We start from the raw sequence: 25,869 nt of genomic DNA, 5'->3' as shown, positions 1-25,869 counted from the left end.
AAGTTCAAAGTGTTTAACATCTTTTCAACAACTTACCGCAATCGTAAGAAACGATTTGGTTTAAGAATGAACTTGATTGCTGGTATTATCAATTTTGAAAGGCTATAAACGTTTCGCAGGAAGTCTAATAGAAGAGGAGGAGGCATTTATTCAGGGGATTCCTCTTCGAATGATGCAAGCCGGTTTACCAGGGGGTTATGGAATTACCTTGAAAGGGGAGAATCGTGTCATCGGTTCGGTCGATTTCAATCGTCGCCATGGTGAACTCGGGGATATCTATGAAATAGGCTATGTTCTCCATCCAGACTATTGGGGACAAGGAATTGTTCCCGAGGCTGTTAAAGCTCTGTGCTTCGTGGCATTTTCCCTTATACCAGAACTTTACAAAATCGAGATTGCCTGTCATGGTTCAAATCTCCAAAGTCAAGCGGTTGCTAAAAAGGCTGGTTTTACTCTGGAAGCTAGGCTGAGAGGGCGTGACCATGTCAGGGGGCAACGGGAAGATGAACTCCGGTTTGGTCTTTTGAGGAGTGAGTGGGAAGGAGTACAGAAAAAATGATAAAAAGAACATTTAAAGCATTTAAAGATATATTTATATGCCATCTATTAATGTCTTTGATAATATTTTTAATAATCAACAAATATTTTTGTGGAGATATCAATTTTATTCCTAGATATATCTCCTTATTATTTTTAGTGATAATATCTATAAGTTACTTTATATTATCAAAATTTAATCCACTTGATAGAAAAGAGGATAAAAATAGGTTTGCTTTAATTATTAGAAATGTCTTTTTTCGAGTTGGAATAGTAATTTTATTCACATGGTTGAAAATTCTGTTTTCTTCATTCGGTTTTGAAATAAGTACAGATTTTCAAGAGCTCTTTTTCTTGTTATTATCTTATCAGTTTATTTTCTCTCTGATGGCAATCGTGCTAGGAATTAAATTTATATCTTTGTTTTTTATCATGGTGATTGCTTTTCCAATAATGATTGTTTTAGGAGTATTTGAAATAAAGTGGTGGGCGCTAATCACAGGATTCATTACATTATGGAATTATTTAAACTCTGAGGATTTTTATATTTTCTTAGAAGAGGTAAAAAGTTACCTGAGATTCCTAAAGAGTTGAGGTATAGATGGTCTACTAATAAGCTAGTTGTCTATTTATTGACATTTGTATTTTACCTTTCATTACTGATTTCATCATTTTTCGAGAAAAAACAACCTAAGGATATTCTTGAATATATTGATAATGCACAAATGAGGGTATATTCAATGTTAGGAGTTATAACCATTCTAATGGTGATAGGGGGTATTATCAGTTATTATTTCTATTTACTTTATTCTAAAAAAGATAAATGGATTTTAGTTATAGGTAATAAATTTGGATTAAAAAGATTTGATCCATTGATTCGTGATTATATCAAGGCTAAAAGAGGAGAACTAAAATGAAAGAACTATCAACTAAATACAATCCAGCCGAGGTTGAGGCTGGTCGTTATGCTAAGTGGCTTGAAGCGGAAGCTTTTAAACCATCCGGAGATGCGGAGACTAAGCCTTATTCGATTGTGATTCCACCACCAAACGTGACGGGTAAATTGCATTTAGGGCATGCATGGGATACAACCCTACAAGATATTATTATTCGTCAAAAACGGATGCAGGGTTATGATACCTTGTGGTTACCAGGAATGGACCATGCGGGGATTGCGACGCAAGCTAAAGTTGAAGAGCGTTTGCGGGAACAAGGGATTAGCCGTTACGATCTTGGACGTGAAAAATTCTTGGATAAGGTCTGGGAATGGAAGGATGAGTATGCGACCACTATCAAGGAGCAGTGGGGCAAATTAGGTTTGTCTGTAGACTATAGTCGAGAACGCTTTACCTTGGATGAGGGCTTATCCCAAGCTGTACGAAAAGTGTTTGTGGACTTGTACAAAAAAGGTTATATCTATCGTGGTGAATTTATCATCAACTGGGATCCTGCGGCCCGCACAGCTCTTTCTGATATTGAGGTTATTCACAAGGATGTTGAAGGAGCCTTCTACCATATGAACTATATGTTGGAAGATGGTTCACGCGCCCTTCAGGTTGCGACGACTCGTCCGGAAACCATGTTTGGTGATGTAGCTGTTGCAGTTAACCCTGAAGATCCACGTTATAAGGATTTGATTGGTCAGAATGTCATTTTGCCGATTGTGAACAAGCAAATTCCAATTGTGGCGGATGAACACGCTGATCCAGAATTCGGAACAGGAGTCGTTAAGATTACTCCAGCCCACGATCCGAATGACTTCCTTGTTGGTCAACGCCATGATTTACCACAGGTTAACGTGATGAATGACGATGGAACCATGAATGAACTAGCTGGTGAGTTCGCTGGTATGGATCGCTTTGAGGCTCGTAAAGCGGTTGTTGCCAAATTGGAAGAGTTAGGGGCCTTAGTTGAGATTGAGGAACGTGTTCATTCTGTTGGTCACTCTGAGCGTTCAGGTGCGGTAGTAGAGCCTCGTCTATCTACCCAGTGGTTCGTCAAGATGGATCAACTGGCTAAAAATGCCATTGCTAACCAAGATACAGAGGATAAAGTTGAGTTTTATCCACCACGGTTCAACGATACTTTCCTTCAATGGATGGAAAATGTTCATGACTGGGTGATTTCTCGTCAATTGTGGTGGGGACACCAAATTCCAGCTTGGTATAATGAAGCTGGTGAAATGTATGTGGGTGAAGAAGCCCCAGAGGGAGAAGGCTGGGTTCAAGATGAGGATGTCTTGGATACTTGGTTCTCTTCTGCTCTATGGCCTTTCTCAACCATGGGCTGGCCAGATACAGAATCTGCCGATTTCCAACGCTATTTCCCAACTTCAACTCTGGTAACGGGTTATGATATTATTTTCTTCTGGGTGTCTCGGATGATTTTCCAATCTCTTGAGTTTACCGGCCGTCAGCCATTTAAGAACGTCCTTATTCATGGATTGATTCGTGATGAGCAGGGGCGTAAGATGTCCAAGTCCTTAGGGAATGGAATTGACCCAATGGATATCATTGATCAATATGGTGCCGATGCCCTTCGTTGGTTCCTCTCAAATGGTTCTGCCCCTGGACAAGATGTTCGCTTCTCCTATGAGAAGATGGATGCTTCTTGGAACTTCATTAACAAAATTTGGAATATTTCTCGTTATATTTTGATGAATAATGAGGGACTTAGTCTGGAAGCTGCACGCGAGCAGGTTGAAAAGGTTGCGAGCGGTCAAGCTGGCAATGTAACGGATCGTTGGATCTTGCATAATCTGAATGAAACGATTGCCAAAGTCACTGACAACTTTGAAAAATTTGAATTCGGTGTAGCTGGGCATATTCTCTACAACTTTATCTGGGAAGAGTTTGCCAACTGGTATGTTGAGTTGACTAAGGAAGTTCTTTACAGTGAAGATGAGGCTGGAAAAGTCGTGACACGTTCCGTTCTTCTATACACCTTGGATCAAATCATGCGACTCTTGCATCCAATCATGCCATTTGTGACTGAGGAAATCTATGGACAATATGCAGAAGGGAGCATTGTTCATGCAGCATACCCAGTAGCTAATTCGAGCTTCGTCAATGAGGAAGCGCATGCTGGTGTTGAAAGCCTCAAGGACTTGATTCGGACTGTTCGCAATGCACGGGCTGAGGTTAACGTAGCTCCGTCTAAGCCCATTAGTATTTTGATTAAAACAAAAGATGCGAGTTTGCAAGGCTTCTTCCAAGCGCATGTCAACTACATCAAGCGCTTCACCAATCCAGAGCACTTGGAAATTGGGGTTGACTTGGAAGCACCAGAACTCAGCATGAGTGCGGTTATTTCAGGGGCTGAAATTTTCCTCCCATTAGCGGACTTGCTCAATGTTGAAGAGGAATTGGCACGTCTGGATAAGGAACTGGCTAAATGGCAAAAAGAACTCGACATGGTTGCTAAAAAATTGAGCAACGAGCGCTTCGTAGCCAATGCGAAACCAGAAGTCGTTCAAAAAGAAAAAGACAAACAAGCCGATTATCAAGCTAAATTTGATGCAACCCAAGAACGGATTGCAGAAATGAAAAAATTGGTCTAAAATAGAACAGCTCGCTAGCAAGTGCTAGCGGGTTTTTCTGTCAGGAGGTGCTTATGAAGTTGCGATGGATATTAGGGAAACATTCGGTGATGACCTTTGAGGTTAATCATGAAGAAAAAACGGCTCAGCCAATATTGGAAAATGGCCAGTCTCATCCAAAGGGACCTTTGGCTCGTCTGATATTTCCAGAAAATAAGCAGACCTATGTTGGTTTAGAAGCAGAATGAAATTATCTATTACGTACCAATTATCGGACTGGCAATCGAAGTTTGGAAGAACTCTTACAGAAGATTTCCTCAGGAACAGCTTTTTCTGCTAAAGAACCCTATCTCACCTTAGATATTCCTAAGGAGAATGGTCATCTGACTTTAAAGGAAACTCATATTTTAAATGGAACGTTAGTCTTAGAACATCATGAGATTTTCGGAGATAATTTACTCAAAGGTAATCAACATAAGGATGTATTTTTACATGAAGGAAAAGCGGTCATAGTGAAACGCGATAACGTCAACCCAGAATTTGGTGACGACTGGGAGCTTGGTAATTATGACTCCAGTTATTCTTCAGTAGCCGAGACTTTGGTTTCTATTTTGATAGATAATCTATCAGACTTGGATAAAAAGAGCCATGCTCGCTATTAGTTTCTACTCATTGATGATGGTAAGACGGTTCAATCGGGAACACTGTCTCCACTGTTGACAAAAGAAACCGAAGTAGACTGGATTCTCAGTGATCCCAGACAACGGGAGCGAAAGGTACTTGTTGATCTGGAGACCTTTGCAGCAAAAATAGTCGATAGTCCACCTTTGGAGCGGTTTCATTACTTGGTCCAGCTCTATTCTTCTTTTGATAGAATTGATGAAGCACAGGCGCGTGCATTCTTACGGGATCAAATTGCCTTGGATATTTTGACTTTAAATCAAGATAGGCATACCAACGCTGGAAATTATGCTGTGGTATTTGATGAAGTGACGGGTCATGCTCGTCTCATTAATTATGATTATGGACGTAGCCTGCCCACCCCAGTCCCTTGGTCTGATTGAACAGAAGTGGCCTATGTTGATGACTATCTTACAGAAGATATGGAAGATGATATACGAAACAATAGTCGCTTAAAAAACCGCCACCATTCCCTACTGGTTGGCCTAGATTTTGAGACTATTCTTGCTTTTTTGCAGGAAGAGGGATTTCAGCCCTTTCGGCTGAATCGTCCTCAATTTGAACAGGATTGTTAAGACTTTCTACAACAACTGGAAGACCTACAAGTTCCTTTTATAAAATTTTCCCGTTACAAGGTAGCCATGCTTCAAACCATTTTGGATACTGATTGGGGACGAGCTTTGGTGGTTAGTAAATATGAGAGCAACTTTATCTGGTTATAGCTCCTATATTCTGGATTTAATGCAGATTTATTGGAAGTTGGAATCAGCGTCATTGCCGAGGGCAGGATACATATTCCATAGGAAATAAAGCGATTTAGATACGCGTCCAATGTAAATACCCCAGCGATTTTTGGAGGAATTAGAGAAATCCTAAAAGTAGCGAAAATATTTTTTACTTGAGAAAAATGAGGTTTGAATCTGTCAAACGGGATACTCTTAAAAACTACGTTTTATGTGCTATAATGAATTTAGGGAGATTAAAGTAGTATATGACGAAAGATAGAGATATAGAACTAAAGAAGAAAATTGGGAATAAGATTCGTAGCCTTCGACTCAATAAAGATTTGACACAAGCGGATGTTTGTGGAGACGAAGCTGAATTAACAATTAGGGAGCTGGCTCGGATTGAGAATGGCTATGTTTTTCCATCCCTTTCGAAACTAGTTTTTTAGCTCAAAAATTGAAGGGTCCTGTTCAAGCACCAATCGAACAGGACCTTTTGTGACTTTATGGTCTATGTTATGTGGAATCTTGTAAAAAACAGATAAAATGGAGTATAATAACAAGTATGAGAGTAGTAGCAGGAAAGTTTGGTGGGCGACCACTTAAGACCCTGGCTGGGCAGACAACTCGGCCGACAACAGATAAGGTAAAAGGGGCCATTTTCAGTATGATCGGTCCCTATTTTGATGGGGGCCGGGTTTTGGATTTGTATGCCGGTTCGGGCTCTTTAGCCATTGAAGCTATTTCACGTGGGATGGATCAGGCTGTCCTTGTTGAAAAGGATCGTCGTGCTCAGGCTATTGTAGCAGCCAATATTGAGATGACCAAGGAGGCTTCTCGTTTTCAGTTGCTGAAGATGGAGGCTAAGCGTGCCTTAGTTCAGCTGAACCAGTCCTTTGATTTGGTCTTATTGGACCCTCCCTATGCCAAGGAGACTATTGTGCAGACAGTTTTAGGGTTAGAACAGCGGGAACTCCTGGCTTCTGGTGCTCTAATTGTTTGTGAAACAGATAAGGGAGTTGATCTTCCTGATTCTATAGGAGCGAATTACAAGTGGAAAGAGAAAGTCTACGGAATTTCAAAGGTAACCATTTATGAAAGTCAATAAGGGGTTATATGCTGGTTCGTTTGATCCTCTAACCAAGGGACATATGGATATCATAGGACGAGCTGCTGCTTTGGTAGAGGTCCTTTATGTAGGAATTTTTGTGAATCCAAATAAGGCAGGCTTTTTTACGATGGAAGAACGCCTCCAAGTTTTACAAGAGTCTTTGGAGAATTTCCCTAATGTAGAAATTATTCTTGTTGAAGATCGACTTTTGGCGGATGTTGCGAGAGAGTTAGAAATCGATGTTCTCTTCCGAGGTTTACGAAATTCAGAGGATTTTGGTTATGAGGCCAATATGGATTATTTTAATCGCCGCTTGACACAGGGACTCGAAACCCTTTATTTGATGGCCAAACCAGATTTGGCTCCTATTAGCTCCAGTCGTATGCGGGAACTAATTCATTTTAAGCGAGATATTTCAGATTATGTACCGACCCCGGTGCTTGGAATGGTGTTGAAAAAATATGAAAATAAAAAATAAAGCTAGGAAACTTTGGCTGCTGCCTGTAGTGCTTTTAGGATTATTGATTGTTTCCTTCTGGATTCCGCTGCCTTACTATATTGAGGTTCCGGGTGGCTCAGATGCTGTTAGCTCTGTTTTACGGGTAAACAAGGAAGAAGATCAAGCGGATGGAGAATACCAGTTTGTGACGATTGGGGTGATTCGAGCTAACTTACCTCTAATGCTATATGCAGGTTTAACGCCTTATACAGATATTATTCCAGCCGCCGATTTGACGGGGGGTGCTAGTGATGAAGAGTATCAACGGATTAATCAATTTTACATGCAAACGTCTCAAAATTTCGCCAAATACCAGGGATTGACCAAGGCCCAAAAAGAGATTGACATGAAATTTTTAGGGGTTTATGTTCTGAGCTTAGCTGAGGATTCCACTTTTAAAAATATTCTGCATCTTGGTGATACGGTGACTGGTGTTAATGGTAAAACTTTCAAAAGTTCTCAAGAGTTGATTGATTATGTTGGTAAATTGAAAATTGGCGATGAAGTCAGCGTAGAGTTTGAAGACCAAGGAGACAAACGTTCTGAACAGGGGAAAATCATTAAGCTAGAGAATGGAAAAAATGGAATTGGGATTGGTCTGATTGACCGGACCGAGGTCCAAAGTGATATCCCTATTGAATTTTCAACCGAAGGTATTGGAGGTCCTAGTGCTGGACTGATGTTCTCTTTAGCGATTTATACTCAACTTGCAGATCCAGACTTACGTGATGGACGTGTTATTGCAGGAACAGGTACCATTAGTGAGGATGGGAAGGTTGGTGAGATTGGTGGAGCAGATAAGAAAGTAGTTGCGGCTCATGAAGCTGGTGCAGAAATCTTCTTTGTTCCAGACAACCCCCTAACAGACGAAGAAAAGAAGGCTAATCCGCAGGCCAAATCCAATGCGGAAGAAGCCAAGGAAACCGCTAAGGAATTAGGGACATCTATGAAGATTGTTCCTGTTAAAACTCTCGATGATGCTATCAAGTATTTAGAAGATACCAAAGGGAAGAACTAAAGGAGGAGCTTATGCGTAAGGATATTGATCCAGAACTCTATAATTACAATCGCTTTCCAGGACCTCAGTTTATAAGGAGAGGAGATCTTGTAGAAGCGGATGAGTTATTGTTTACGCTTTTGACGGACCATAAAGCTGCTTTTGATCCGGAACGCTTTAGTCAACGATTTTCTCATTTATTATTGAAATTTGATTTTATCGTCGGAGATTGGAGTAATGATCAATTGCGCTTGAAAGGATTTTATCGTGATAAGCGAGCAGATCAGGGGTGGTCTAAGATTTCTCGGTTAGAAGATTATCTTTTGGAATACTGTAGTTTTGGGGCACCCTATTTTGTACTAGAAAATGTCCACCCTGTTTATCCATCCAAATCCAAGAAAAAGCCAAGGGAATGGCGGGATAAGCGGTCACAGGCCCAAAAGGATTCCTACCGACCTCGGAAAAAAACAGGTAATCGTCACTTCTCCATTCGTAAAAAGCAGGAAGGTGGATAATCTGTGAGCAAGCTTCTGCAGTCGCGGATATTTTGGTTTTGGTTAGTGATAGTCTATGCTGTGGTCATCCTACTAGTTTGTTTTAGTCCACAAAATCAGAATCCAGCTTTACCTACACCTGGTGTCTTTTATCAGGAGCGATTAGCTTTTCTATTAATTCCCTTCAATAGTTTTTGGAATTTAGGTCAGGCTACCAGCTTACTACATGCTGTCAAGATTATTGTCCAAAATATCATGAATGTTTTTTTACTCTATCCCCTGGTGTTGGGATGTTTAATCTTGAAGCCTTGCTTGAGAACAGCTAAAAGAGCGTTACTCTTGGGATTTTTACTTTCTTTGTCCATTGAGTTGACCCAGTTGTTGGTGGATTATCTTTGGGATTTTAACCGAGTCTTTGAAATTGATGATCTCTGGACCAATACGCTTGGTGCTTACCTAGCCTATCGAACGTATTTATTGTTAGATGAAAGAAAAATGAGACCATAATAACCAAATCAGGCAGGCATCATGTAAAAAGGGAAGAAAGGGCAAAGCTCCCTTTCTTTTTTTACTCCAATAATCGATTAAAGCGAGACAGGAAGCAAGCTGGAGGATGATAAGCAAGGCATTGAGGGGAAGTAGTAGGCTTAGACTTGCTAGATAGGCCCAGTCACCTGCCCCTATCCCCCAAGGGAAGATATAAAAAATGAGCATGCAGAGGAGGAAGAAAGGGGAATACTGCAGCCCTAGTATTAGGGTTAGGAAACAGTGAGGGATACTCCAGAAGCAAAGGGGAAAGGAGCAGGACTTACGATCGAAGTGACTGAGCATAAGACTCATAAATAGGAAGAAAGTCCAAGAAGGGCTTAGCCAGTTTTGCCAACACGAGTAGGCGAAGATTCCCCCTTGTATTTCATTTGCTAGATTGGATAAGGGAATTGCTGACTGACAGTTACGGCAGTTTCCTCGTAGGTAGCTGTAGGAAAGGATGGGGATTAAGTCCCACCAGTTTAAGGGTGTCATACAGGTCTGGCAATGGCTAGGAGGATAGAGGATAGACTTAGGATAGCGATCGGCCCAAGCGGTTAAAAAAGAAGCTATACTGGTACCCAGGATGAAGATTACGAAACTTGTCATATTTCTTTATTCGAAAAGTACCAGCAAATCTTGCGAGGGGGATTAAATTATAGTAGACTAAGCCTATGAAAAATTTTTATGATGTTCAGCAATTTTTGAAGGGCTATGGCCTCGTAATTTATATGGGCAAACGACTCTATGATATTGAGCTGGCACAAATAGAGTTGGAACGACTCTATGATGCTGGTATTATGGACCGCTTGGATTATATCCAAGCTCAACTGGTTTTAAAAAAAGAACATCAGGAAGAACTAGCTTATCTTGAAGAAAAGGAGAAGAGAGACGAATGATTGGTTTTTTAATAGTACTACTTGGATTTTTAGCTTGGATGGGATTTAATTATTGGCGATTACGTCGTGCAGCTAATTTGGTAGAAAATGCGGAATTTGCGGCTATGATCCGCAGTAGTCAACTGATTGATGTTCGTGAACCCGAGGCATTTCGTAAGAAACATATTTTAGGGGCTCGCAATATCCCCGCTAATCAAGTCAAACAGAGCTTGGCTGCTTTGTCCAAAACAAAGCCGATTTTGCTCTATGACAATAACCGGGGGCCATCAGTGACCAATACTATTTTCTACCTTCACAAGCAAGGATATCGGAAGCTTTATTTATTGGCCGGAGGCCTTGAAGCATGGAATGGAAAAGTAAAGGAAAATGTGAATTGATAGGAAAGAGGGGGATCCCTCTTTTTTAGTTTCATTGGGAAAACCCTTTCTCGATAGGCATGGCTTGTCACTAAATTCTATTTCATGTATAATATTTTGGATAAACTATAAAGATTTGAGGAAATCATGTCAACATTAAGAAAAGATATCCGTAACGTCGCAATCATTGCCCACGTTGACCACGGGAAAACAACCTTGGTGGATGAGTTATTAAAACAATCAGAAACATTGGATGCACGGACTGAATTGTCTGAGCGCGCTATGGACTCCAACGACCTTGAAAAAGAGCGTGGAATTACCATCCTTGCTAAAAATACGGCCGTTGCTTACGACGGTGTTCGTATCAACATTATGGACACACCAGGTCACGCGGACTTCGGTGGAGAAGTTGAACGGATTATGAAAATGGTTGACGGTGTTGTTTTGGTTGTGGATGCCTATGAAGGAACCATGCCTCAAACCCGTTTCGTTTTGAAAAAAGCTTTAGAACAAAACTTGACGCCAATCGTGGTGGTTAATAAAATCGATAAACCTTCTGCTCGTCCAGCTGAAGTTGTAGATGAAGTTTTGGAACTCTTTATTGAGTTGGGTGCGGATGATGACCAATTGGAGTTTCCAGTGGTGTATGCTTCTGCAATCAATGGAACTTCTTCCTTGTCTGATGATCCAGCAGATCAGGAGAAAACGATGGCTCCGATCTTTGATACGATTATCGATCACATTCCTGCACCAGTTGATAATTCAGAAGAACCCCTTCAATTCCAAGTTTCCTTGTTAGATTATAACGACTTTGTTGGTCGTATCGGAATTGGTCGCGTTTTCCGTGGACAAATTAAGGTTGGAGATCAGGTTACCTTATCCAAATTGGATGGAACAACGAAGAACTTCCGTGTAACCAAACTCTTTGGTTTCTTTGGACTGGAGCGTCGTGAGATTACAGAGGCAAAAGCTGGAGATTTGATTGCTGTATCTGGTATGGAAGACATCTTTGTGGGTGAGACCATTACACCAGTTGATGCAGTTGAACCACTGCCAGTTCTTCGAATTGATGAGCCAACTCTTCAAATGACTTTCTTGGTTAACAATTCACCATTTGCTGGTCGTGAAGGTAAATGGGTGACGTCTCGTAAAGTAGAGGAGCGCCTTTTGGCTGAATTGCAAACAGACGTATCCCTTCGTGTTGATCCGACTGATTCACCGGACAAGTGGATTGTATCTGGTCGTGGAGAATTGCATTTGTCAATTTTGATTGAAACGATGCGTCGCGAAGGCTATGAGTTGCAAGTATCTCGTCCAGAGGTTATCATCAAAGAAATTGATGGTGTCAAGATGGAGCCATTTGAACGTGTACAAATTGATACTCCAGAAGAATACCAAGGTTCCGTAATTCAAAGTTTATCGGAACGCAAGGGTGAGATGTTGGATATGATTGCGACTGGTAATGGCCAAACTCGTTTGGTCTTCCTGGTACCAGCACGTGGATTGATTGGTTATTCAACTGAGTTCTTGTCTATGACCCGTGGTTATGGAATCATGAACCATACCTTTGATCAATATTTACCTGCCATTGCTGGTGATATTGGAGGTCGCCACCGTGGAGCTCTTGTCTCTATTGATGCTGGTAAAGCAACAACGTATTCAATTATGTCTATTGAAGAACGGGGAACTATCTTTGTAAATCCAGGTACTGAGGTTTATGAAGGAATGATTATTGGGGAAAATTCACGTGAGAACGATTTGACTGTGAACATTACGAAAGCTAAACAGATGACGAACGTCCGTTCAGCTACTAAGGATCAAACCTCTGTCATTAAAACGCCACGTATCCTCACTTTGGAAGAATCTTTGGAATTCCTTAACGATGATGAGTACATGGAAGTAACCCCTGAATCAATCCGCCTTCGGAAACAAATTCTGAACAAGGCTGAGCGGGAAAAAGCCAATAAGAAAAAGAAATTAGCAGCGGCTGAATAAAAGCCTTTTAGAAGGAGTTCAAAAATATGCTTTACATGATCATTATTATTTTGATTCTGCTATTTTATATTTTTGCTGCTCCTTCGAGCATTAAAGGGACTTTTAATATTGTTAGTCTCGTACTACTCGGAGTCCTCTTGATGATTCTTTTAGGTGTGGGAATCGTTCAATTCTTTCGTATTCCAGGAGAGATCTTTATTTGGGCGGGCATGTTGGCCCTAGCCTATTTCTCTCTTAAGGATTTACGGCGTTTGTCTATTAAGGGTGGGGATAAACCACCGATTCCTATCCCGACAATCAATTGGAATAGGGTTTTCCCTAGGAATCCAAAATAAGCTTTTCCCCAAGTTGTCTAGCAGCTTGGGGAGTTTTTTGCTCGAAAAATGGTAAAATAGACTGTGTTAAGGAGCGAGTATATGATGCAAGTGAATGAATTTACGGGAAAAAATGTATTAGTATTAGGTTTAGCGCGGTCAGGTAGAGCAGTCGCTTTGCTCTTGGATCGGTTTGGAGCTAATGTGACTGTTAATGAAGGGCAGGCCCTAGAGGATAGTCCTCAGGCGCAGGAATTGTTAGAAAAAGGTATTCGAGTAGTAGCGGGGGGGCATCCCTTGGAACTTCTAGATGAAGGCTTTGACCTAATGGTTAAAAATCCTGGAATTCCCTATAGTCACCCTATGGTAGTCCGGGCAAAGGAACTTGGATTCCCTATTTGGACCGAAGTAGAAGTGGCTAGTCGTTTGTATTCTCACGCTATTATTGGAATCACTGGTTCCAATGGGAAAACAACGACAACCATGATGGTAGCAGCAATCTTGGAAGAAGCTGGGCGTCAACCAGTTTTGGCGGGCAATATCGGTTACCCAGCTTCTGAAGTTTTACCTGAAGTTACAGAAGAGCAGCAGGTGGTGATGGAATTGTCCAGTTTCCAATTGATGGGAGTAGAGAGTTTCCATCCCCATATTGCAGTAATTAATAATATTTTGCCAAGCCATCTGGATTACCACGAATCGTTTGAAGAGTATAGGGATGCTAAATGGGCTATCCAATCTCAAATGACAGCAGATGATTTCTTAATTCTGAATTGGAATCAAGCCCTTAGCCAGGACTTGGCGAAGGAAACACAGGCACAAGTTCTTGTCTTTTCAACTAAGGAAAAAGTTGATGGGGCTTACTTGGACGAGGGACATTTAGTATATAAGGGTGAACGGATTATGCCAGCCGTTGAACTAGGGGTCCCAGGGGAGCACAATGTTGAGAATGCCTTAGCAGCAATCTTGGTGGTTAAGCAATTAGGAGTAGAGAACGAGGCTATTACGCGTGCATTATCGACTTTTTCAGGGGTTAAGCATCGTTTGCAGGAAGTTGGCGAAATCAACGGAATCCGTTTCTACAACGATAGCAAGTCCACGAATATTTTAGCGACGCAGAAGGCTTTGTCTGGTTTTGACAATTCCAAGGTCATTCTGATTGCTGGTGGTTTGGATCGGGGCAATGACTTGAGTGAGTTACTTCCGGATATTCATGGATTGAAGGCCATGGTTCTATTAGGGCAAGTCGCTCCTCGTTTAGAAGTCTTAGCTAAAGAAGCAGGGGTTGCAAGCTACCCTGCTTCAGAAGTAGCAGCGGCAACTAACATAGCCTTTGACCTGGCTCAAAAAGGAGATGTTGTTCTCTTCAGTCCAGCTAATGCTAGTTGGGATATGTATAAGAACTTTGAAGAACGAGGGGAAGTCTTCCTAAAAGCAGTGAAGGAGTTAGAATAAACATGAAAAAAATCGTCTTTACGGGGGGAGGAACAGTGGGTCATGTGACCTTGAACCTACTTCTGATTCCGAAGTTTATCGCTAACGGGTGGGAAGTCCACTATATTGGGGATCGTAAAGGAATTGAATTTGAACAATTAGAAAAAAGTGGGTTAAATGTCCAATTCCACTCGATAGCAACTGGAAAATTACGTCGCTATTTCTCTTGGCAGAACCTTTGGGATGTATTTAAAGTTGCTTGGGGAGTGCTCCAATCCTTCTTTTACCTTTTGAAAATTCGTCCCCAAGCTCTATTTTCTAAGGGGGGGTTTGTATCTGTTCCACCTGTAGTTGCAGCTAAATTACTAGGAATTCCAGTCTACATTCATGAGTCAGACTTGACCATGGGCTTAGCCAATAAAATTGCCTATAAGTTTTCGAAGCGTCTCTTCTCGACTTTTCAATTGGAAGGAGAGTATACCCGTGCAGAGCATGTGGGTGCTATTTCCAAGGTGGAAAAGGGATATCACAACCTCTCAAGTGAGATACAAAAGATGGCTGGAGAACTCTTTGATTCTGAGAAGAAAACTCTCCTTTTTATCGGCGGATCCGGAGGAGCCAAGGTTTTTAATGAGTTTGTAGATCAAAATCGAGAATCTCTTTTGGCTGCCTATAATATTATTAATTTGACAGGGCATAAAGACTTGGAAGAGTCTAGTCCTGGGCTCTATCGTTTAGCTTTTGCGCGTGAAACGTATCGAGATCTATTGGAATTAGCAGATTTGGTGATTACAAGGGGGGGATCGAATACCTTGTTTGAACTGGTCGCTTTGGAGAAACTCCATATCATTGTTCCCTTGGGGAAAGAAGCGAGTCGCGGAGATCAGTTGGAAAATGCGGCCTACTTTGAGAAAAAAGGCTACAGTCTGACCATTCAAGAGCCAGATTTAAACTTGGAGACATTACAAGCAACTATTACCCAGGTGCAAGAAAATTCTGAAGCTTTCCAAGATGCTATGGCTCAAAGTGTGGATTTGATTAGTCTGGATGCTTTTTACCAAGTATTGATGAATGAGATTGATAAAGGAGGCCACTGATGTCTGACGAGGATAAAAAAGGTTCCTCTCATCGCGAAGAATGGGAAAGGAGAAACCGAGAATATCAAGCGGCTCAAGATACTGAGAGGATTCGGGCAGAACGTGAACGGCAACGGAATATTAATCAGCGTCTAGGTCGGATTGTGGATCCAATGGCTAAAGAAATTTTAGAAGAAGAGCAGAAAATTCAATCCATTGCTCGCCAGAAACAGGAACAAGTGAGTCTGGCAGATTCTGCACGTCAAGCCAAAAAAGCAGTTCAGCTTCAAAAACGTCAAGCACAACGAGCAAAAAGACAGGCTCAGAAGCAAGCTAAACAAAACCAGCGTCAAGCTCGAAAAATCCAAAAACAAGAGAACCGAGAGCAGACTCGGAAAGCTCGCCGTCATTTAGCTCGGCTAATTCCTGTCTTTCTTTTCTTTATGTTTTTGACAGTCATTTCAGCATATTTTATTAGTCCTTACGGGAAAATGAAACAGTTCACAGTTTCAGGCAGTAACCATCAGGACCAGGCTAAGGTTATAGCTGCGACGAAGGTGGATGAAAGAGATTATACGATAACAGTTCTGACGAACCGAAAGAATTTGGCGAAGCGTATTCAGAAAGCCAGTCCTTGGGTACGGCAGGTTTCGGTTGGCTACCAGTTTCCAACGACTTTCCCAATCCAAATTGAAGAGTATGCGATTGTTGCTTATCAGATAGAGAATCAGAAAGCTTTTCCGATTTTGGCTAATGGTCAAAAAGTAGATGAAGAAGTTGCGGAAAATGAAATGCCAAGCGATGCTATTCGAACTCAATTGGCAGATGAAGAGTTATATCCAATTTTGAGCGAACAGCTATTGCAATTAAATCAGGAAGTACGGGAGAATATTCAGGAAATCCAATCGAGTGCCTCTAAAGCCTCAGAAGATTTGGTTACTCTAACGATGAGAGATGGGCATCAGGTTTTGGTTCCATTATCTGAACTGAGTCGGAAATTAACCTACTATCCTTCGATTGTTAAAAACTTGCAAGAGCCTACCATGATTGATATGGAGGCAGGTGCTTATGGGTATCCAATGACCAGTGATGAAAAGACAGCACAAGAATCTGGTTTAGAGATGGCTGTTAATCAAGGCGGAGCCCTCACAACTGTAACTCAAAATTAATAGAAAAAATCTTTTATTTTCGTGTATTTGTGTTATAATGTACGGTGATTAGCACGCTTAAAAGTGTTCAAGTTGATTGAAGATTGTATGAGAAGAGAGGAAGTATGTAATGGCTAGAGATGGCTTCTTTACAGGATTAGATATTGGGACTAGTTCCATCAAGGTGTTGGTTGCCGAATATATCAATGAAGAAATGAATGTCATTGGTGTCAGCAATGCAAAAAGTGCTGGTGTTAAGGATGGAATCGTAGTCGACATCGAAGCTGCAGCCACTGCCATCAAAAAAGCCATTGATCAGGCAGAAGAGAAGGCAGGCATTTCGATTGCAACGGTTAATGTCGGCTTACCTGCAAGTCTTTTGAAAATTGAGCCAACACAAGGTATGATTCCGGTTACCAATGAAACCAAAGAAATTACCGATATGGATGTGGTAAATGTGGTAGAGTCTGCAGTGACTAAGAGCATGAACCCAGATCGTGAGGTTATTACCTTTGTACCAGAAGAGTTTATTGTGGATGGTTTCCAAGGGATTCGAGATCCTCGAGGTATGATGGGGACTCGTTTAGAAATGCGTGGGCTTCTTTATACTGGTCCACGAACTATTCTTCATAACTTACGCAAAACAGTGGAACGGGCAGGTCTGAAATTAGATAATATTGTAATTTCTCCACTTGCTATGAGTAAATCTGTTTTGAATGAAGGTGAACGGGAATTTGGTGCGACTGTTATCGATATGGGAGGTGGTCAAACCACTGTAGCTGCAGTTAAAAATCAAGAGCTTCAGTTTACCCACATCTATCAAGAGGGTGGAGAATACGTTACGAAAGATATTTCCAAGGTATTAAGAACTTCTCAAGCAACTGCAGAAGGATTAAAAATGAATTACGGGGAAGCCTATCCCTCTCTTTCAAGTGCTCATGATAGTTTCCAAGTAGATGTTATTGGTGAAGTAGAACCAGTTGAAGTCACAGAAAAATATTTAGCAGAAATCATTTCTGCTCGTGTTCGTCATATCTTTGATCAGGTTAAGCAAAATCTTGAAAGACATCATTTACTAGACCTCCCTGGAGGGATTGTCATTGTAGGTGGTGGAGCTATTCTACCAGGTATTGTAGAATTGGCACAGGAGATTTTTGAAGTTCCTGTGAAGTTATTTGTACCGAACCAAATTGGAATTCGAAATCCAGCTTTTGCGAATGTTATTTCATTGGCAGAGTATGCAGGAAATATGACTGAAGTGGATCAATTGGCTCAAGCAGCAGTTCATGGCGAATTTACTCGTCCACAACAAGGAACGATTGCATTTCGTCCCAAAGCTGCAGTAGCACCTGTGCAACAGCCACAAGTTCAAGTTAGTCCTGAACCAGTCCAACAACCTCAACCAACACATACGACTCAGGAATTGCCTGAAATAGATGCAGAGATTCCTGTTAAAAAAGAAAATACTACCGGTAAGTTTGGAGATCGGGTCCGTGGACTGTTAAATTCAATGTTTGATTAAGGAGAAACAAGATGTCATTTTCATTTGACGCAGCTGCAGCACAAGGTGCAGTAATTAAAGTAATTGGTGTCGGAGGTGGTGGCGGAAATGCCATTAACCGTATGATTGATGAAGGAGTCGCTGGTGTAGAATTTATTGCAGCGAATACAGATGTTCAAGCCCTAAGCAGTTCTAAGGCAGAAACAGTTATCCAATTGGGTCCAAAATTGACTCGTGGTTTAGGTGCTGGAGGACAACCGGAGGTTGGACGTGAAGCAGCACTTGAAAGTGAAGAAGTCCTAAACGAAGCACTTTCAGGATCCGATATGGTCTTTATTACTGCTGGAATGGGTGGAGGCTCAGGAACCGGTGCAGCCCCTGAAATCGCTCGTATTTCAAAAACGCTAGGTGCTTTGACAGTAGGTGTTGTCACTCGTCCATTCGGTTTTGAGGGAAGTAAACGTGGGAATTTTGCAGTTGAGGGAATTAATCAATTGCGGGAACATGTTGATACACTTTTGATTATCTCTAACAATAATCTTCTTGAAATTGTTGATAAGAAAACCCCTTTGATGGAAGCTCTTAGTGAAGCTGATAATGTTCTTCGACAAGGTGTTCAAGGAATTACAGATTTGATTACCAATCCTGGTTTGATTAACCTTGACTTTGCGGATGTAAAAACGGTTATGGCTAATAAGGGGAATGCCCTTATGGGAATCGGAATTGGAACAGGTGAAGAGCGGGTGATGGAAGCTGCTCGTAAAGCCATCTACTCACCACTGTTGGAAACCACAATTGATGGTGCCGAGGATGTTATTGTCAACGTGACTGGTGGTATGGATATGGCTTTGACAGAGGCTGAAGAAGCATCTGAAATTGTGAATCAAGCCGCTGGTCATGGTGTTAATATCTGGTTGGGAACCTCCATTGATCCAAATATGGAAGGCGAGATTCGCGTTACTGTTGTCGCAACAGGCGTTCGTCAAGATAAAGTTGAGCAGGTGGCTGGTGTATCAGGAACTCCTAGTCGCCCTGAGCCTAAACAAGCTCAAGCAAATCAAGGTCAATTTGATCGCGCCTATGATTTGAATGAATCAGTAGATATGCCGATTTCAAGTCGTCCTCGTCCAAGTGAAGCGCCAGCTATTTCACCATTTGGAAATTGGGATCTTCGTCGTGATCAGATTACACGTCAAACTGAAACACCAACAGGTTCTAGTGTAGAGCGTTATCAAGAACAAAATGATTTAGATGATGATGAGCTAGAAACACCACCATTTTTCCGGAATCGTTAAAATGAATTTTCAAAAACAAGCCCAACTCGTTAAGGAAGAAGTAACGGAGGCGGTTAGAAAAAGTGTTAATCCAGCAAGAGAATGTCAGATTATTGCGGTTACAAAATATGTGGATGCAGATGTTACACGACAACTTGTTGAGGAGACTGGTTTTCACCACTTAGGTGAAAACCGTGTCCCTCAATTTCTTGCTAAAAAAGATAAGTTATCTGACCTTCCCATTACCTGGCATTTTATTGGTAGTTTACAGAGAAGAAAAGTAAAAGATGTCATCAATCATGTGGACTACTTTCATGCCTTGGATTCCGTTTCTTTAGCAAGAGAAATTCAAAAACGGGCTGAAAAACCGATTGCTTGTTTCTTACAAGTAAATCTTTCTCGTGAGGAAAGCAAGCATGGTTTCTTTATAGAAAATATTGATTCGGCTTTAGAAGAAATCGCTGCTTTTGATAAGATTCGATTAGTTGGTTTGATGACTATGGCACCTGCTGAAGCAGAACCATCCGAAATTGATAAATTATTTAATCAGACTCGTATCTTGCAGCAAGAATTAGCAGAAAGAAAAATCCCAGGAATGCCGTTTACTGAGTTAAGTATGGGAATGTCCTCAGACTATCAGTTGGCAGCCATACAGGGAGCCACCTTCGTTCGAATTGGCAGCCTTCTTTTTGAATAAGTGACAAAAGGAAAATTATGGACAGAGTACTCGATTTTTTTAGAAATATTGGTGTCTATTTAAAGGGTCTGTTTGTTGAAGACGAAGGCGGATTCCAGGAAGAGCCTGTAGAAGTTCTTTCGGAAACAAGCTTAGCAGACAAAACTGACCAAGCAATACAGGCACAAATGGAAGACAAGGCAGAGCGTAGGAATCTCTCAAATGTATCCAGTTTACCTCACATAAAAACTTCTGAAGGTACCCTTTCTCTACCTCAGAAGTCGCCTGTCAACCGAAGTATAGAAGAAAGAGAAACACAAACTATGAATACAAGTAGACCACAAAACATCACAGATTTACATGCGAGACAAGAAGAATTGGCCCGTCAGAATGGTCAATCATCTCCGGAAGAAAAACACATTATTTATGTTCGTTACCCACGACGTTATGAAGAGACTCCAAAATTTTTGGATCTTCTCCTTCAAAATGAAAGTGTCTTGATTGACTTTCAATACATGACCGAAGTTCAAGCACGTCGTTGTTTAGATTATTTGGATGGAGCACGATATGTTCTATCTGGAGATTTGAAAAAAGTTGCAAACGGGATTTATCTTTTAACCCCTTCAAATGTTGTCATTAATGTTGAAGACCTTCAGCTAGCTGAGGGAACAACAAATCAAACAATCGAATTTGATTTCGATATGAAACGACGCTAATGAATATCCTATACTATATCTATCGGACTCTCGTTCTTTTCTTGAATGTATTAGATTTAGCTTTGGTAGCTTACATCATTCTGTCTTGGTTTCCAGGTGCTCTGCGGACACCTTTAGGCTACTGGCTGATTAGAATCGTCAGTCCTATTTTAAGGCCTTTTCGAAACTTACCACTTCAGTTCTTTGGTTTGGATTGGACGGTCTTTGCAGTTTTATTTTTACTAAATTTAATTCGTGATTATGTACTTCCGGCTTTGTTTTTCGCATGGTAAAAAATTTAAAAAATGTATCGCAACATGTAACAGCAGGCGATCAGCTTTTTTTAGAAAAGGCTTGGGAGTGGATCGAGCGGGTAGAGAATCAATATATTCCGGTATTGACAGATTTTCTAAATCCGCATCAGGTCTCATTACTTAGAAATTTGGCCAGTCATAGGGAACTGAACGTGTTTGATTCGGCGGACTTATGGCCAAGTGAGCAGTCTCGCGTTCTTTTAGCACCTAGTTATTATGAATTAAATCCTGATGATTTTGAATTAGAATTGTTATCGATTGACTTTATGAGTCAATTTGGGCATCTAACCCATCCTCAAGTATTGGGATCCCTACTTCATCAGACAGGCTTGGACCGTCGTGTTTTTGGAGATATTCTAATTGGGGAAGATCAAGTTCAGATTTTCATGCAACGTCCGATAGTAGAACTTGTACTCCAAGAAGTTCGGAAGATTGGTCGTCTCGGTGTTAAGATGAATGTGATTTCCAAATCTGAACAACTGCAAGTTCAAGAAGAGGCTCAGACAAAAACCATTTTTGTAGATAGCCTTCGCTTGGATCGCTTGGTCGCTTCTTCTTTTCAATTAGGGCGAAGTAAGGCGGCACAATTAATTAAATCCAATAAAGTAAAGGTTAATTACCAGGAACGAACAGATGTCTCTTATCCAATAAAGGCTGGTGATAGAGTCAGTATTAGGAGTAAGGGAAGAGTTTATGTCGGAGAGTCCACAGGTCTTTCAAAATCTGGTAGAATGAAAGTAGAGTTAAAGATATTAGCACGTAAATAAGGAGAGAATATGGCATTGACAGCGTTAGATATCCGTAATAAATCGTTCACGACAAAGTTTCGTGGTTATGATGTAGATGAAGTTGATGATTTCTTGGATATTTTGATTCGAGAATTTGAAGACTTGACTCGGCAGTTGGTTGCAAAAGATGAGCAAGTTCGTAATTTAGAAGAGCGCTTACTCTATTTTGACGAAATGAAAGATTCGCTTAGCCAATCTGTTTTGATTGCGCAAGATGCAGCTGAAAAGGTGAAACAAACAGCTTCTGATGAGTCTAATAATATTATTCGTCAGGCAGAACAAGATTCTCAACGCCTCTTGGATGATGCTAAATTTAAGGCAAACGAAATTCTTCGTCATGCTACAGACAATGCCAAGAAAGTTGCAGTTGAGACGGAAGAGTTGAAAAATAAAACACGTATTTTCCATCAACAAATTCGTTCTGCAGTAGAGAGTCAATTGAGTGTCATTACATCTCCAGAGTGGGAAAATATTTTGCAACCAACAGCGACCTATGTTCAAACGAGTGATGAAGCATTCCGTGAAGTGGTTGTATCTGCTCTTGGAGAAGACCAAGCTGTTTCACATGAGGAACCAATTGACATGACTCGTCAATTTTCACCACTTGAAGTTGCAGAATTACAAAACCGTATTGCATCAGCAAATCAACTGGCTGAAACACAGTCTTACCAAGGCCTAGCTGCAGATGTAAACGCTGCTCTAGATGCAGTTGACGCGGCTGAAAAACAAAAAGTTGATCTTTTATAATGATTTAGTACCATGAAAACACGATTGAATCAATACAATTCTAGCGAGTAGGTGTTGGTGTGAGACCTATATTCCCTGTTGTTTCGATTATCATTTCATGTACTCTACACTGAAATGTACTAAGTAAGTGTGGACGGGTCGTTCCGTTATCGACGAAGAGGGTAAATTGGAGACTGTGAGTCCAATTTACTAAAGTAAGGTGGTACCACGCTTTGTCGTCCTTAGGGAATGGCAAAGTGTGTTTTTTTATAGAAAGGATTGGATATGAAATTAAAAGAGACCTTAAATTTAGGAAAAACAGTTTTTCCAATGCGAGCTGGGTTGCCAACTAAAGAACCTCTTTGGCAAGAGGAATGGGATAAGGCAGAACTTTACAAAAAACGGCTAGAATTAAATCAAGGGAAACCATCCTTTATTCTTCATGATGGACCTCCCTATGCCAATGGAAATATCCATGTAGGTCACTCTCTCAATAAGATTTCTAAGGATATTATCGTTCGCTCTAAATCCATGTCTGGTTTCTATGCACCTTATGTTCCTGGTTGGGATACTCATGGTCTCCCAATTGAACAAGTTTTAGCCAAACAAGGTGTTAAACGCAAGGAAATGGATTTGGTCGATTATTTGAAACTTTGTCGAGACTATGCTCTTGAACAAGTGGAAAAACAAAAAGCTGATTTTAAGCGTCTAGGTGTTGCTGCAGATTGGGATCATCCTTATACGACCTTAACACCAGATTATGAAGCAGCTCAAATCCGTGTTTTTGGAAAGATGGCTGAAAAAGGCTACATCTACCGTGGGGCTAAACCTGTTTACTGGTCATGGTCATCTGAATCTGCTCTTGCGGAAGCTGAAATCGAATACCATGATGTAACCTCTAATTCTCTTTATTATGCCAATAAGGTCAAAGATGGTAAAGGTGTCTTGGATACAAATACCTATATTGTTGTTTGGACAACTACACCATTTACAATCACCGCTTCACGTGGTTTGACAGTTGGAGCAGACATTTCCTATGTGAAGGTTGCTGTAGCAGGAGATAGCCGTCATTTTGTACTTGCTGAAGAATTGCTAGATCATCTTGCAGAAAAATTCGGCTGGTCAGATGTAGAAGTAGTAGCTCGCTATACGGGTAAAGAACTAGACCATATTGTTACAGAACATCCATGGGATACAGAAGTCGATGAGTTGGTCATTCTGGGTGACCATGTTACAACAGACTCAGGTACAGGTATTGTCCATACGGCTCCTGGATTTGGTGAGGATGACTACCATGTTGGAGTTGCCAATGGTCTTGAAGTAGCAGTTACAGTTGATGAACGTGGAATCATGATGGAGAATGCTGGTCCTGAATTTGTAGGTCAGTTCTATGGTAAGGTATTGCCGACAGTAGTGGAAAAACTTGGTGATTTGTTGATGGCTCAAGAAGAAATCACACACTCCTATCCATTTGACTGGCGGACGAAAAAGCCAATTATCTGGCGTGCAGTTCCTCAATGGTTTGCATCTGTATCTGATTTCCGTCAAGAAATCTTGGATCAAATTGATCAAGTGAAATTCCACATGGAGTGGGGGCGGACACGTCTTTATAATATGATTCGTGATCGAGGCGATTGGGTTATCTCACGTCAGCGTGCCTGGGGAGTTCCTCTTCCAATTTTCTATGCAGAAGATGGAACTGCTATTATGGAAGCTGAAACTATTGAACATGTTGCTCAATTATTTGAAGAGCATGGGGCTTCAGTATGGTGGGCTCGTGAAGCTAAGGACCTCTTACCAGAAGGCTATAGTCACCCAGGTTCTCCGAATGGAGTCTTCACCAAGGAAACAGACATCATGGATGTATGGTTTGACTCTGGAAGTTCTTGGAACGGAGTCTTGAATAATCGTGAAGAACTTCAATATCCAGCTGATCTCTACTTAGAAGGATCTGATCAATATCGTGGTTGGTTTAACTCTTCCTTGATTACGTCCGTTGCCAATAATGGAGTAGCACCTTACAAACAGCTTCTTTCCCAAGGTTTTGTTTTGGATGGTAAGGGTGAAAAAATGTCTAAATCGCTAGGAAATACAATTTTGCCTAGTGATGTGGAAAAACAGTTTGGTGCTGAAATCCTTCGTCTTTGGGTAAGTAGTGTTGATACAAGCAATGATGTCCGTATCTCCATGGATATTTTGAGCCAGGTGTCAGAGACTTACCGGAAGATTCGTAATACCCTACGTTTCTTAATTGCGAACACCTCTGACTTTAATCCGACTCAAGATCAAGTTGCCTTTGAAGAACTTCGGTCTGTTGATAAGTACATGACTATTCGCTTTAATCAAGTTGTAGCAGCGATTCGTCAGGCCTATGATGATTTCAACTTCCTCAATGTGTATAAGGCAGTTGTAAACTTTGTAACAGTTGATTTATCTGCCTTCTATCTTGATTTTGCGAAAGATGTGGTGTACATTGAAGGGGCAAAATCTCTAGAGCGTCGTCAGATGCAAACAGTGTTCTATGATATTCTTGTGAAATTGACCAAGCTCTTGACACCAATTCTTCCACATACTGCTGAAGAGATTTGGTCCTACCTTGAATTTGAAGAAGCTGACTTTGTACAATTGACAGATCTCCCTGAGGTTACAAGGTTTGAGAATGCTGATCAGGTATTAGAGCAGTGGGAACTCTTCTTTACCTTCCGTTCACAAGCACAAAAAGCTTTGGAAGAGGCTCGTGCTGAGAAAGTCATTGGTAAATCACTTGAAGCAGAATTGGTTGTCTACCCAAGTTCAGAATTGGCAGCTGCTTTGGAAGCCTTGAATACAGATTTAGCACAATTGTTGATTGTTTCCAAACTGACCCTATCCTCTGATCCAACATCTGAACATGCTCTTAGCTTCGAAGATGTTGCTTTTGAAGTTAAAGCCGCAGAAGGACAAGTATGTCAACGCTGTCGTCGTGTTGATCCAAGTGTTGGAACCAATAGCAATCCAAACCTTGTTATGGTCTGTGATCACTGTGCTTCAATCCTTGAAGAAAACTTCTCTGAAGCAGTCGTTGAAGGATTCGAAGTACCACAAAAATAAGTCTCGCTTTCTTGAGAACTTATGAGCTTATAAATCTGAAAACTCCCCTGTTGGCCGTGGATCCAGCAGGGGAGTTTGTGTCATAAGAAGTGTATACTGAGTAAGCAAAGTAAGCGCCGTAAGCGCCCAATAACAAGGTATCTTTAACCGAACTAGAAATCTAGCTATACTAATCTTATAAATCATCAGGATGGAGATTGATATGGTAGATTCTCGCTCATTCACTAGGATAAATTTATGCGATTTAGGTCAGGTTCATTTGATAACTGGTAAAACAGATATGAGGCAAGGAATTGATTCCTTGGCTTACTTAGTGAAACAGGAATTTGAATTGGACCCCTTCTCAGGCCAAGTCTTTCTTTTCTGTGGTGGAAGAAAAGATCGCTTCAAAGCCCTTTATTGGGATGGACAGGGCTTTTGGTTACTGTACAAAAGGTTTGAGAATGGAAAACTCAACTGGCCTTCGAATGAGCGAG

Annotated in this window: 30 protein-coding genes and 1 pseudogene; 30 read left to right on the top strand and 1 reads right to left on the bottom strand. The window is 41.1% G+C overall.

Annotation, left to right across the window (positions count from 1 at the left end):
* The 14 genes and pseudogenes from E4T71_RS04175 to E4T71_RS04120 all read left to right on the top strand — a co-directional run.
* Positions 1-108, top strand: a pseudogene (locus tag E4T71_RS04175) (IS5/IS1182 family transposase); the annotation flags it as partial.
* Positions 77-559 (top strand): GNAT family N-acetyltransferase, encoded by a 483-nt coding sequence (locus E4T71_RS04170; protein WP_135037247.1) that lies wholly within the window; start codon positions 77-79, stop codon positions 557-559. The pseudogene E4T71_RS04175 and the gene E4T71_RS04170, both read left to right, overlap by 32 nt.
* The gene (locus E4T71_RS10205; protein WP_228062347.1) at positions 556-1,131 is read left to right on the top strand and encodes a hypothetical protein; all 576 of its coding nucleotides are present in this window, start codon (positions 556-558) and stop codon (positions 1,129-1,131) included. Before E4T71_RS04170 ends, E4T71_RS10205 begins: the two co-directional genes overlap by 4 nt.
* A gap of 319 nt (positions 1,132-1,450) precedes the next feature.
* Complete coding sequence (locus E4T71_RS04160) at positions 1,451-4,096, top strand: valine--tRNA ligase (RefSeq protein ID WP_135037244.1); 2,646 nt, start codon at positions 1,451-1,453, stop codon at positions 4,094-4,096.
* Positions 4,097-4,149: 53 nt separating this feature from the next.
* The gene (locus E4T71_RS09780; protein WP_167758470.1) at positions 4,150-4,323 is read left to right on the top strand and encodes a hypothetical protein; all 174 of its coding nucleotides are present in this window, start codon (positions 4,150-4,152) and stop codon (positions 4,321-4,323) included.
* Between the two features lie 42 nt (positions 4,324-4,365).
* Positions 4,366-4,737, top strand: a complete 372-nt coding sequence (locus E4T71_RS04155; protein ID WP_135037241.1) for a hypothetical protein — start codon at positions 4,366-4,368, stop codon at positions 4,735-4,737.
* A 54-nt stretch (positions 4,738-4,791) separates the two neighbouring features.
* Entirely contained in the window at positions 4,792-5,139 is a 348-nt protein-coding gene (locus tag E4T71_RS04150; protein WP_135037238.1) for a hypothetical protein, read from the top strand.
* 39 nt (positions 5,140-5,178) lie between these two features.
* The gene (locus tag E4T71_RS09775) at positions 5,179-5,331 is read left to right on the top strand and encodes a hypothetical protein (RefSeq protein WP_167758469.1); all 153 of its coding nucleotides are present in this window, start codon (positions 5,179-5,181) and stop codon (positions 5,329-5,331) included.
* Between the two features lie 416 nt (positions 5,332-5,747).
* Positions 5,748-5,930, top strand: coding sequence for a helix-turn-helix domain-containing protein (locus E4T71_RS04145; protein WP_135037235.1), 183 nt, complete (start codon positions 5,748-5,750; stop codon positions 5,928-5,930).
* Between the two features lie 107 nt (positions 5,931-6,037).
* On the top strand, positions 6,038-6,589 hold the full coding sequence (gene rsmD / locus E4T71_RS04140; protein ID WP_167758471.1) for a 16S rRNA (guanine(966)-N(2))-methyltransferase RsmD: 552 nt from the start codon (positions 6,038-6,040) through the stop codon (positions 6,587-6,589).
* Positions 6,576-7,070 carry a pantetheine-phosphate adenylyltransferase gene (coaD, locus tag E4T71_RS04135; RefSeq protein WP_135037229.1) on the top strand — a complete coding sequence of 165 codons (495 nt, stop codon included), beginning with the start codon at positions 6,576-6,578 and terminating at the stop codon, positions 7,068-7,070. Before rsmD ends, coaD begins: the two co-directional genes overlap by 14 nt.
* Positions 7,054-8,109 carry a SepM family pheromone-processing serine protease gene (locus E4T71_RS04130; protein ID WP_135037226.1) on the top strand — a complete coding sequence of 352 codons (1,056 nt, stop codon included), beginning with the start codon at positions 7,054-7,056 and terminating at the stop codon, positions 8,107-8,109. The genes coaD and E4T71_RS04130 overlap by 17 nt, the downstream gene beginning before the upstream one ends.
* A gap of 11 nt (positions 8,110-8,120) precedes the next feature.
* Complete coding sequence (locus E4T71_RS04125) at positions 8,121-8,603, top strand: YutD-like domain-containing protein (protein WP_135037223.1); 483 nt, start codon at positions 8,121-8,123, stop codon at positions 8,601-8,603.
* Positions 8,604-8,606: 3 nt separating this feature from the next.
* Positions 8,607-9,089 (top strand): VanZ family protein, encoded by a 483-nt coding sequence (locus E4T71_RS04120; protein ID WP_245165707.1) that lies wholly within the window; start codon positions 8,607-8,609, stop codon positions 9,087-9,089.
* On the opposite strand, the gene E4T71_RS10540 is transcribed toward E4T71_RS04120, so the two are convergent.
* A complete protein-coding gene (locus E4T71_RS10540; protein WP_135037220.1) occupies positions 9,063-9,719 on the bottom strand; it encodes an A24 family peptidase in 657 nt (218 codons plus the stop codon). The genes E4T71_RS04120 and E4T71_RS10540 overlap by 27 nt on opposite strands.
* Positions 9,720-9,784: 65 nt before the next feature.
* Here E4T71_RS10540 and E4T71_RS04110 point away from each other — a divergent pair, with 65 nt between their 5' ends.
* The 16 genes from E4T71_RS04110 to tnpB form a co-directional block, all read left to right on the top strand.
* Positions 9,785-10,009 (top strand): YqgQ family protein, encoded by a 225-nt coding sequence (locus E4T71_RS04110; protein ID WP_135037217.1) that lies wholly within the window; start codon positions 9,785-9,787, stop codon positions 10,007-10,009.
* Entirely contained in the window at positions 10,006-10,386 is a 381-nt protein-coding gene (locus E4T71_RS04105; RefSeq protein WP_135037214.1) for a rhodanese-like domain-containing protein, read from the top strand. Before E4T71_RS04110 ends, E4T71_RS04105 begins: the two co-directional genes overlap by 4 nt.
* Before the next feature lie 126 nt (positions 10,387-10,512).
* Entirely contained in the window at positions 10,513-12,360 is a 1,848-nt protein-coding gene (gene typA / locus E4T71_RS04100; protein ID WP_135037211.1) for a translational GTPase TypA, read from the top strand.
* A 26-nt stretch (positions 12,361-12,386) separates the two neighbouring features.
* Positions 12,387-12,695, top strand: coding sequence for a DUF3165 family protein (locus E4T71_RS04095; protein WP_135037208.1), 309 nt, complete (start codon positions 12,387-12,389; stop codon positions 12,693-12,695).
* Between the two features lie 81 nt (positions 12,696-12,776).
* A complete protein-coding gene (gene murD / locus E4T71_RS04090) occupies positions 12,777-14,126 on the top strand; it encodes a UDP-N-acetylmuramoyl-L-alanine--D-glutamate ligase (RefSeq protein ID WP_135037205.1) in 1,350 nt (449 codons plus the stop codon).
* Between the two features lie 2 nt (positions 14,127-14,128).
* Positions 14,129-15,202, top strand: coding sequence for a UDP-N-acetylglucosamine--N-acetylmuramyl-(pentapeptide) pyrophosphoryl-undecaprenol N-acetylglucosamine transferase (locus tag E4T71_RS04085; RefSeq protein ID WP_135037202.1), 1,074 nt, complete (start codon positions 14,129-14,131; stop codon positions 15,200-15,202).
* Positions 15,202-16,350 carry a cell division protein FtsQ/DivIB gene (locus tag E4T71_RS04080; RefSeq protein WP_135037199.1) on the top strand — a complete coding sequence of 383 codons (1,149 nt, stop codon included), beginning with the start codon at positions 15,202-15,204 and terminating at the stop codon, positions 16,348-16,350. The genes E4T71_RS04085 and E4T71_RS04080 overlap by 1 nt, the downstream gene beginning before the upstream one ends.
* Positions 16,351-16,459: 109 nt before the next feature.
* A complete protein-coding gene (ftsA, locus tag E4T71_RS04075; RefSeq protein ID WP_135037196.1) occupies positions 16,460-17,851 on the top strand; it encodes a cell division protein FtsA in 1,392 nt (463 codons plus the stop codon).
* Between the two features lie 11 nt (positions 17,852-17,862).
* The gene (gene ftsZ, locus E4T71_RS04070; protein WP_135037193.1) at positions 17,863-19,125 is read left to right on the top strand and encodes a cell division protein FtsZ; all 1,263 of its coding nucleotides are present in this window, start codon (positions 17,863-17,865) and stop codon (positions 19,123-19,125) included.
* Position 19,126: 1 nt separating this feature from the next.
* Positions 19,127-19,801, top strand: a complete 675-nt coding sequence (locus E4T71_RS04065) for a YggS family pyridoxal phosphate-dependent enzyme (RefSeq protein WP_135037190.1) — start codon at positions 19,127-19,129, stop codon at positions 19,799-19,801.
* Between the two features lie 17 nt (positions 19,802-19,818).
* The gene (locus E4T71_RS10470; protein ID WP_306766720.1) at positions 19,819-20,496 is read left to right on the top strand and encodes a cell division protein SepF; all 678 of its coding nucleotides are present in this window, start codon (positions 19,819-19,821) and stop codon (positions 20,494-20,496) included.
* Entirely contained in the window at positions 20,496-20,768 is a 273-nt protein-coding gene (locus tag E4T71_RS04055; RefSeq protein ID WP_135037187.1) for a YggT family protein, read from the top strand. The genes E4T71_RS10470 and E4T71_RS04055 overlap by 1 nt, the downstream gene beginning before the upstream one ends.
* A complete protein-coding gene (locus tag E4T71_RS04050) occupies positions 20,762-21,556 on the top strand; it encodes an RNA-binding protein (protein WP_135037184.1) in 795 nt (264 codons plus the stop codon). Before E4T71_RS04055 ends, E4T71_RS04050 begins: the two co-directional genes overlap by 7 nt.
* A gap of 9 nt (positions 21,557-21,565) precedes the next feature.
* Entirely contained in the window at positions 21,566-22,324 is a 759-nt protein-coding gene (locus E4T71_RS04045; protein ID WP_135037181.1) for a DivIVA domain-containing protein, read from the top strand.
* A 264-nt stretch (positions 22,325-22,588) separates the two neighbouring features.
* The gene (gene ileS / locus E4T71_RS04040; RefSeq protein WP_135037179.1) at positions 22,589-25,393 is read left to right on the top strand and encodes an isoleucine--tRNA ligase; all 2,805 of its coding nucleotides are present in this window, start codon (positions 22,589-22,591) and stop codon (positions 25,391-25,393) included.
* A gap of 190 nt (positions 25,394-25,583) precedes the next feature.
* Positions 25,584-25,869, top strand: a 286-nt coding sequence (tnpB, locus tag E4T71_RS04035; RefSeq protein ID WP_245165706.1) for an IS66 family insertion sequence element accessory protein TnpB, incomplete at its 3' end; no start/stop codon positions are given.

It is taken from the genome of Streptococcus sp. WM07, assembly GCF_004570525.1.
Classification (GTDB): Bacteria; Bacillota; Bacilli; order Lactobacillales; family Streptococcaceae; genus Streptococcus.
Note: the sequence above shows the minus strand (reverse complement) of the source record. Positions and strands in the feature narration are given on the sequence as shown.

Bases quoted from the DNA above. Each gene is read 5' to 3' on its own strand.
- E4T71_RS10205 (WP_228062347.1), top strand. From the start codon at position 556: ATGATAAAAAGAACATTTAAAGCATTTAAAGATATATTTATATGCCAT.
- E4T71_RS04160 (WP_135037244.1), top strand. From the start codon at position 1,451: ATGAAAGAACTATCAACTAAATACAATCCAGCCGAGGTTGAGGCTGGT.
- E4T71_RS09780 (WP_167758470.1), top strand. From the start codon at position 4,150: ATGAAGTTGCGATGGATATTAGGGAAACATTCGGTGATGACCTTTGAG.
- E4T71_RS09775 (WP_167758469.1), top strand. From the start codon at position 5,179: ATGGAAGATGATATACGAAACAATAGTCGCTTAAAAAACCGCCACCAT.
- E4T71_RS04145 (WP_135037235.1), top strand. From the start codon at position 5,748: ATGACGAAAGATAGAGATATAGAACTAAAGAAGAAAATTGGGAATAAG.
- coaD (WP_135037229.1), top strand. From the start codon at position 6,576: ATGAAAGTCAATAAGGGGTTATATGCTGGTTCGTTTGATCCTCTAACC.
- E4T71_RS04130 (WP_135037226.1), top strand. From the start codon at position 7,054: ATGAAAATAAAAAATAAAGCTAGGAAACTTTGGCTGCTGCCTGTAGTG.
- E4T71_RS04125 (WP_135037223.1), top strand. From the start codon at position 8,121: ATGCGTAAGGATATTGATCCAGAACTCTATAATTACAATCGCTTTCCA.
- E4T71_RS10540 (WP_135037220.1), bottom strand. From the start codon at position 9,719: ATGACAAGTTTCGTAATCTTCATCCTGGGTACCAGTATAGCTTCTTTT.
- E4T71_RS04110 (WP_135037217.1), top strand. From the start codon at position 9,785: ATGAAAAATTTTTATGATGTTCAGCAATTTTTGAAGGGCTATGGCCTC.
- E4T71_RS04105 (WP_135037214.1), top strand. From the start codon at position 10,006: ATGATTGGTTTTTTAATAGTACTACTTGGATTTTTAGCTTGGATGGGA.
- typA (WP_135037211.1), top strand. From the start codon at position 10,513: ATGTCAACATTAAGAAAAGATATCCGTAACGTCGCAATCATTGCCCAC.
- E4T71_RS04095 (WP_135037208.1), top strand. From the start codon at position 12,387: ATGCTTTACATGATCATTATTATTTTGATTCTGCTATTTTATATTTTT.
- murD (WP_135037205.1), top strand. From the start codon at position 12,777: ATGATGCAAGTGAATGAATTTACGGGAAAAAATGTATTAGTATTAGGT.
- E4T71_RS04085 (WP_135037202.1), top strand. From the start codon at position 14,129: ATGAAAAAAATCGTCTTTACGGGGGGAGGAACAGTGGGTCATGTGACC.
- E4T71_RS04080 (WP_135037199.1), top strand. From the start codon at position 15,202: ATGTCTGACGAGGATAAAAAAGGTTCCTCTCATCGCGAAGAATGGGAA.
- ftsA (WP_135037196.1), top strand. From the start codon at position 16,460: ATGGCTAGAGATGGCTTCTTTACAGGATTAGATATTGGGACTAGTTCC.
- ftsZ (WP_135037193.1), top strand. From the start codon at position 17,863: ATGTCATTTTCATTTGACGCAGCTGCAGCACAAGGTGCAGTAATTAAA.
- E4T71_RS04065 (WP_135037190.1), top strand. From the start codon at position 19,127: ATGAATTTTCAAAAACAAGCCCAACTCGTTAAGGAAGAAGTAACGGAG.
- E4T71_RS10470 (WP_306766720.1), top strand. From the start codon at position 19,819: ATGGACAGAGTACTCGATTTTTTTAGAAATATTGGTGTCTATTTAAAG.
- E4T71_RS04055 (WP_135037187.1), top strand. From the start codon at position 20,496: ATGAATATCCTATACTATATCTATCGGACTCTCGTTCTTTTCTTGAAT.
- E4T71_RS04050 (WP_135037184.1), top strand. From the start codon at position 20,762: ATGGTAAAAAATTTAAAAAATGTATCGCAACATGTAACAGCAGGCGAT.
- E4T71_RS04045 (WP_135037181.1), top strand. From the start codon at position 21,566: ATGGCATTGACAGCGTTAGATATCCGTAATAAATCGTTCACGACAAAG.
- ileS (WP_135037179.1), top strand. From the start codon at position 22,589: ATGAAATTAAAAGAGACCTTAAATTTAGGAAAAACAGTTTTTCCAATG.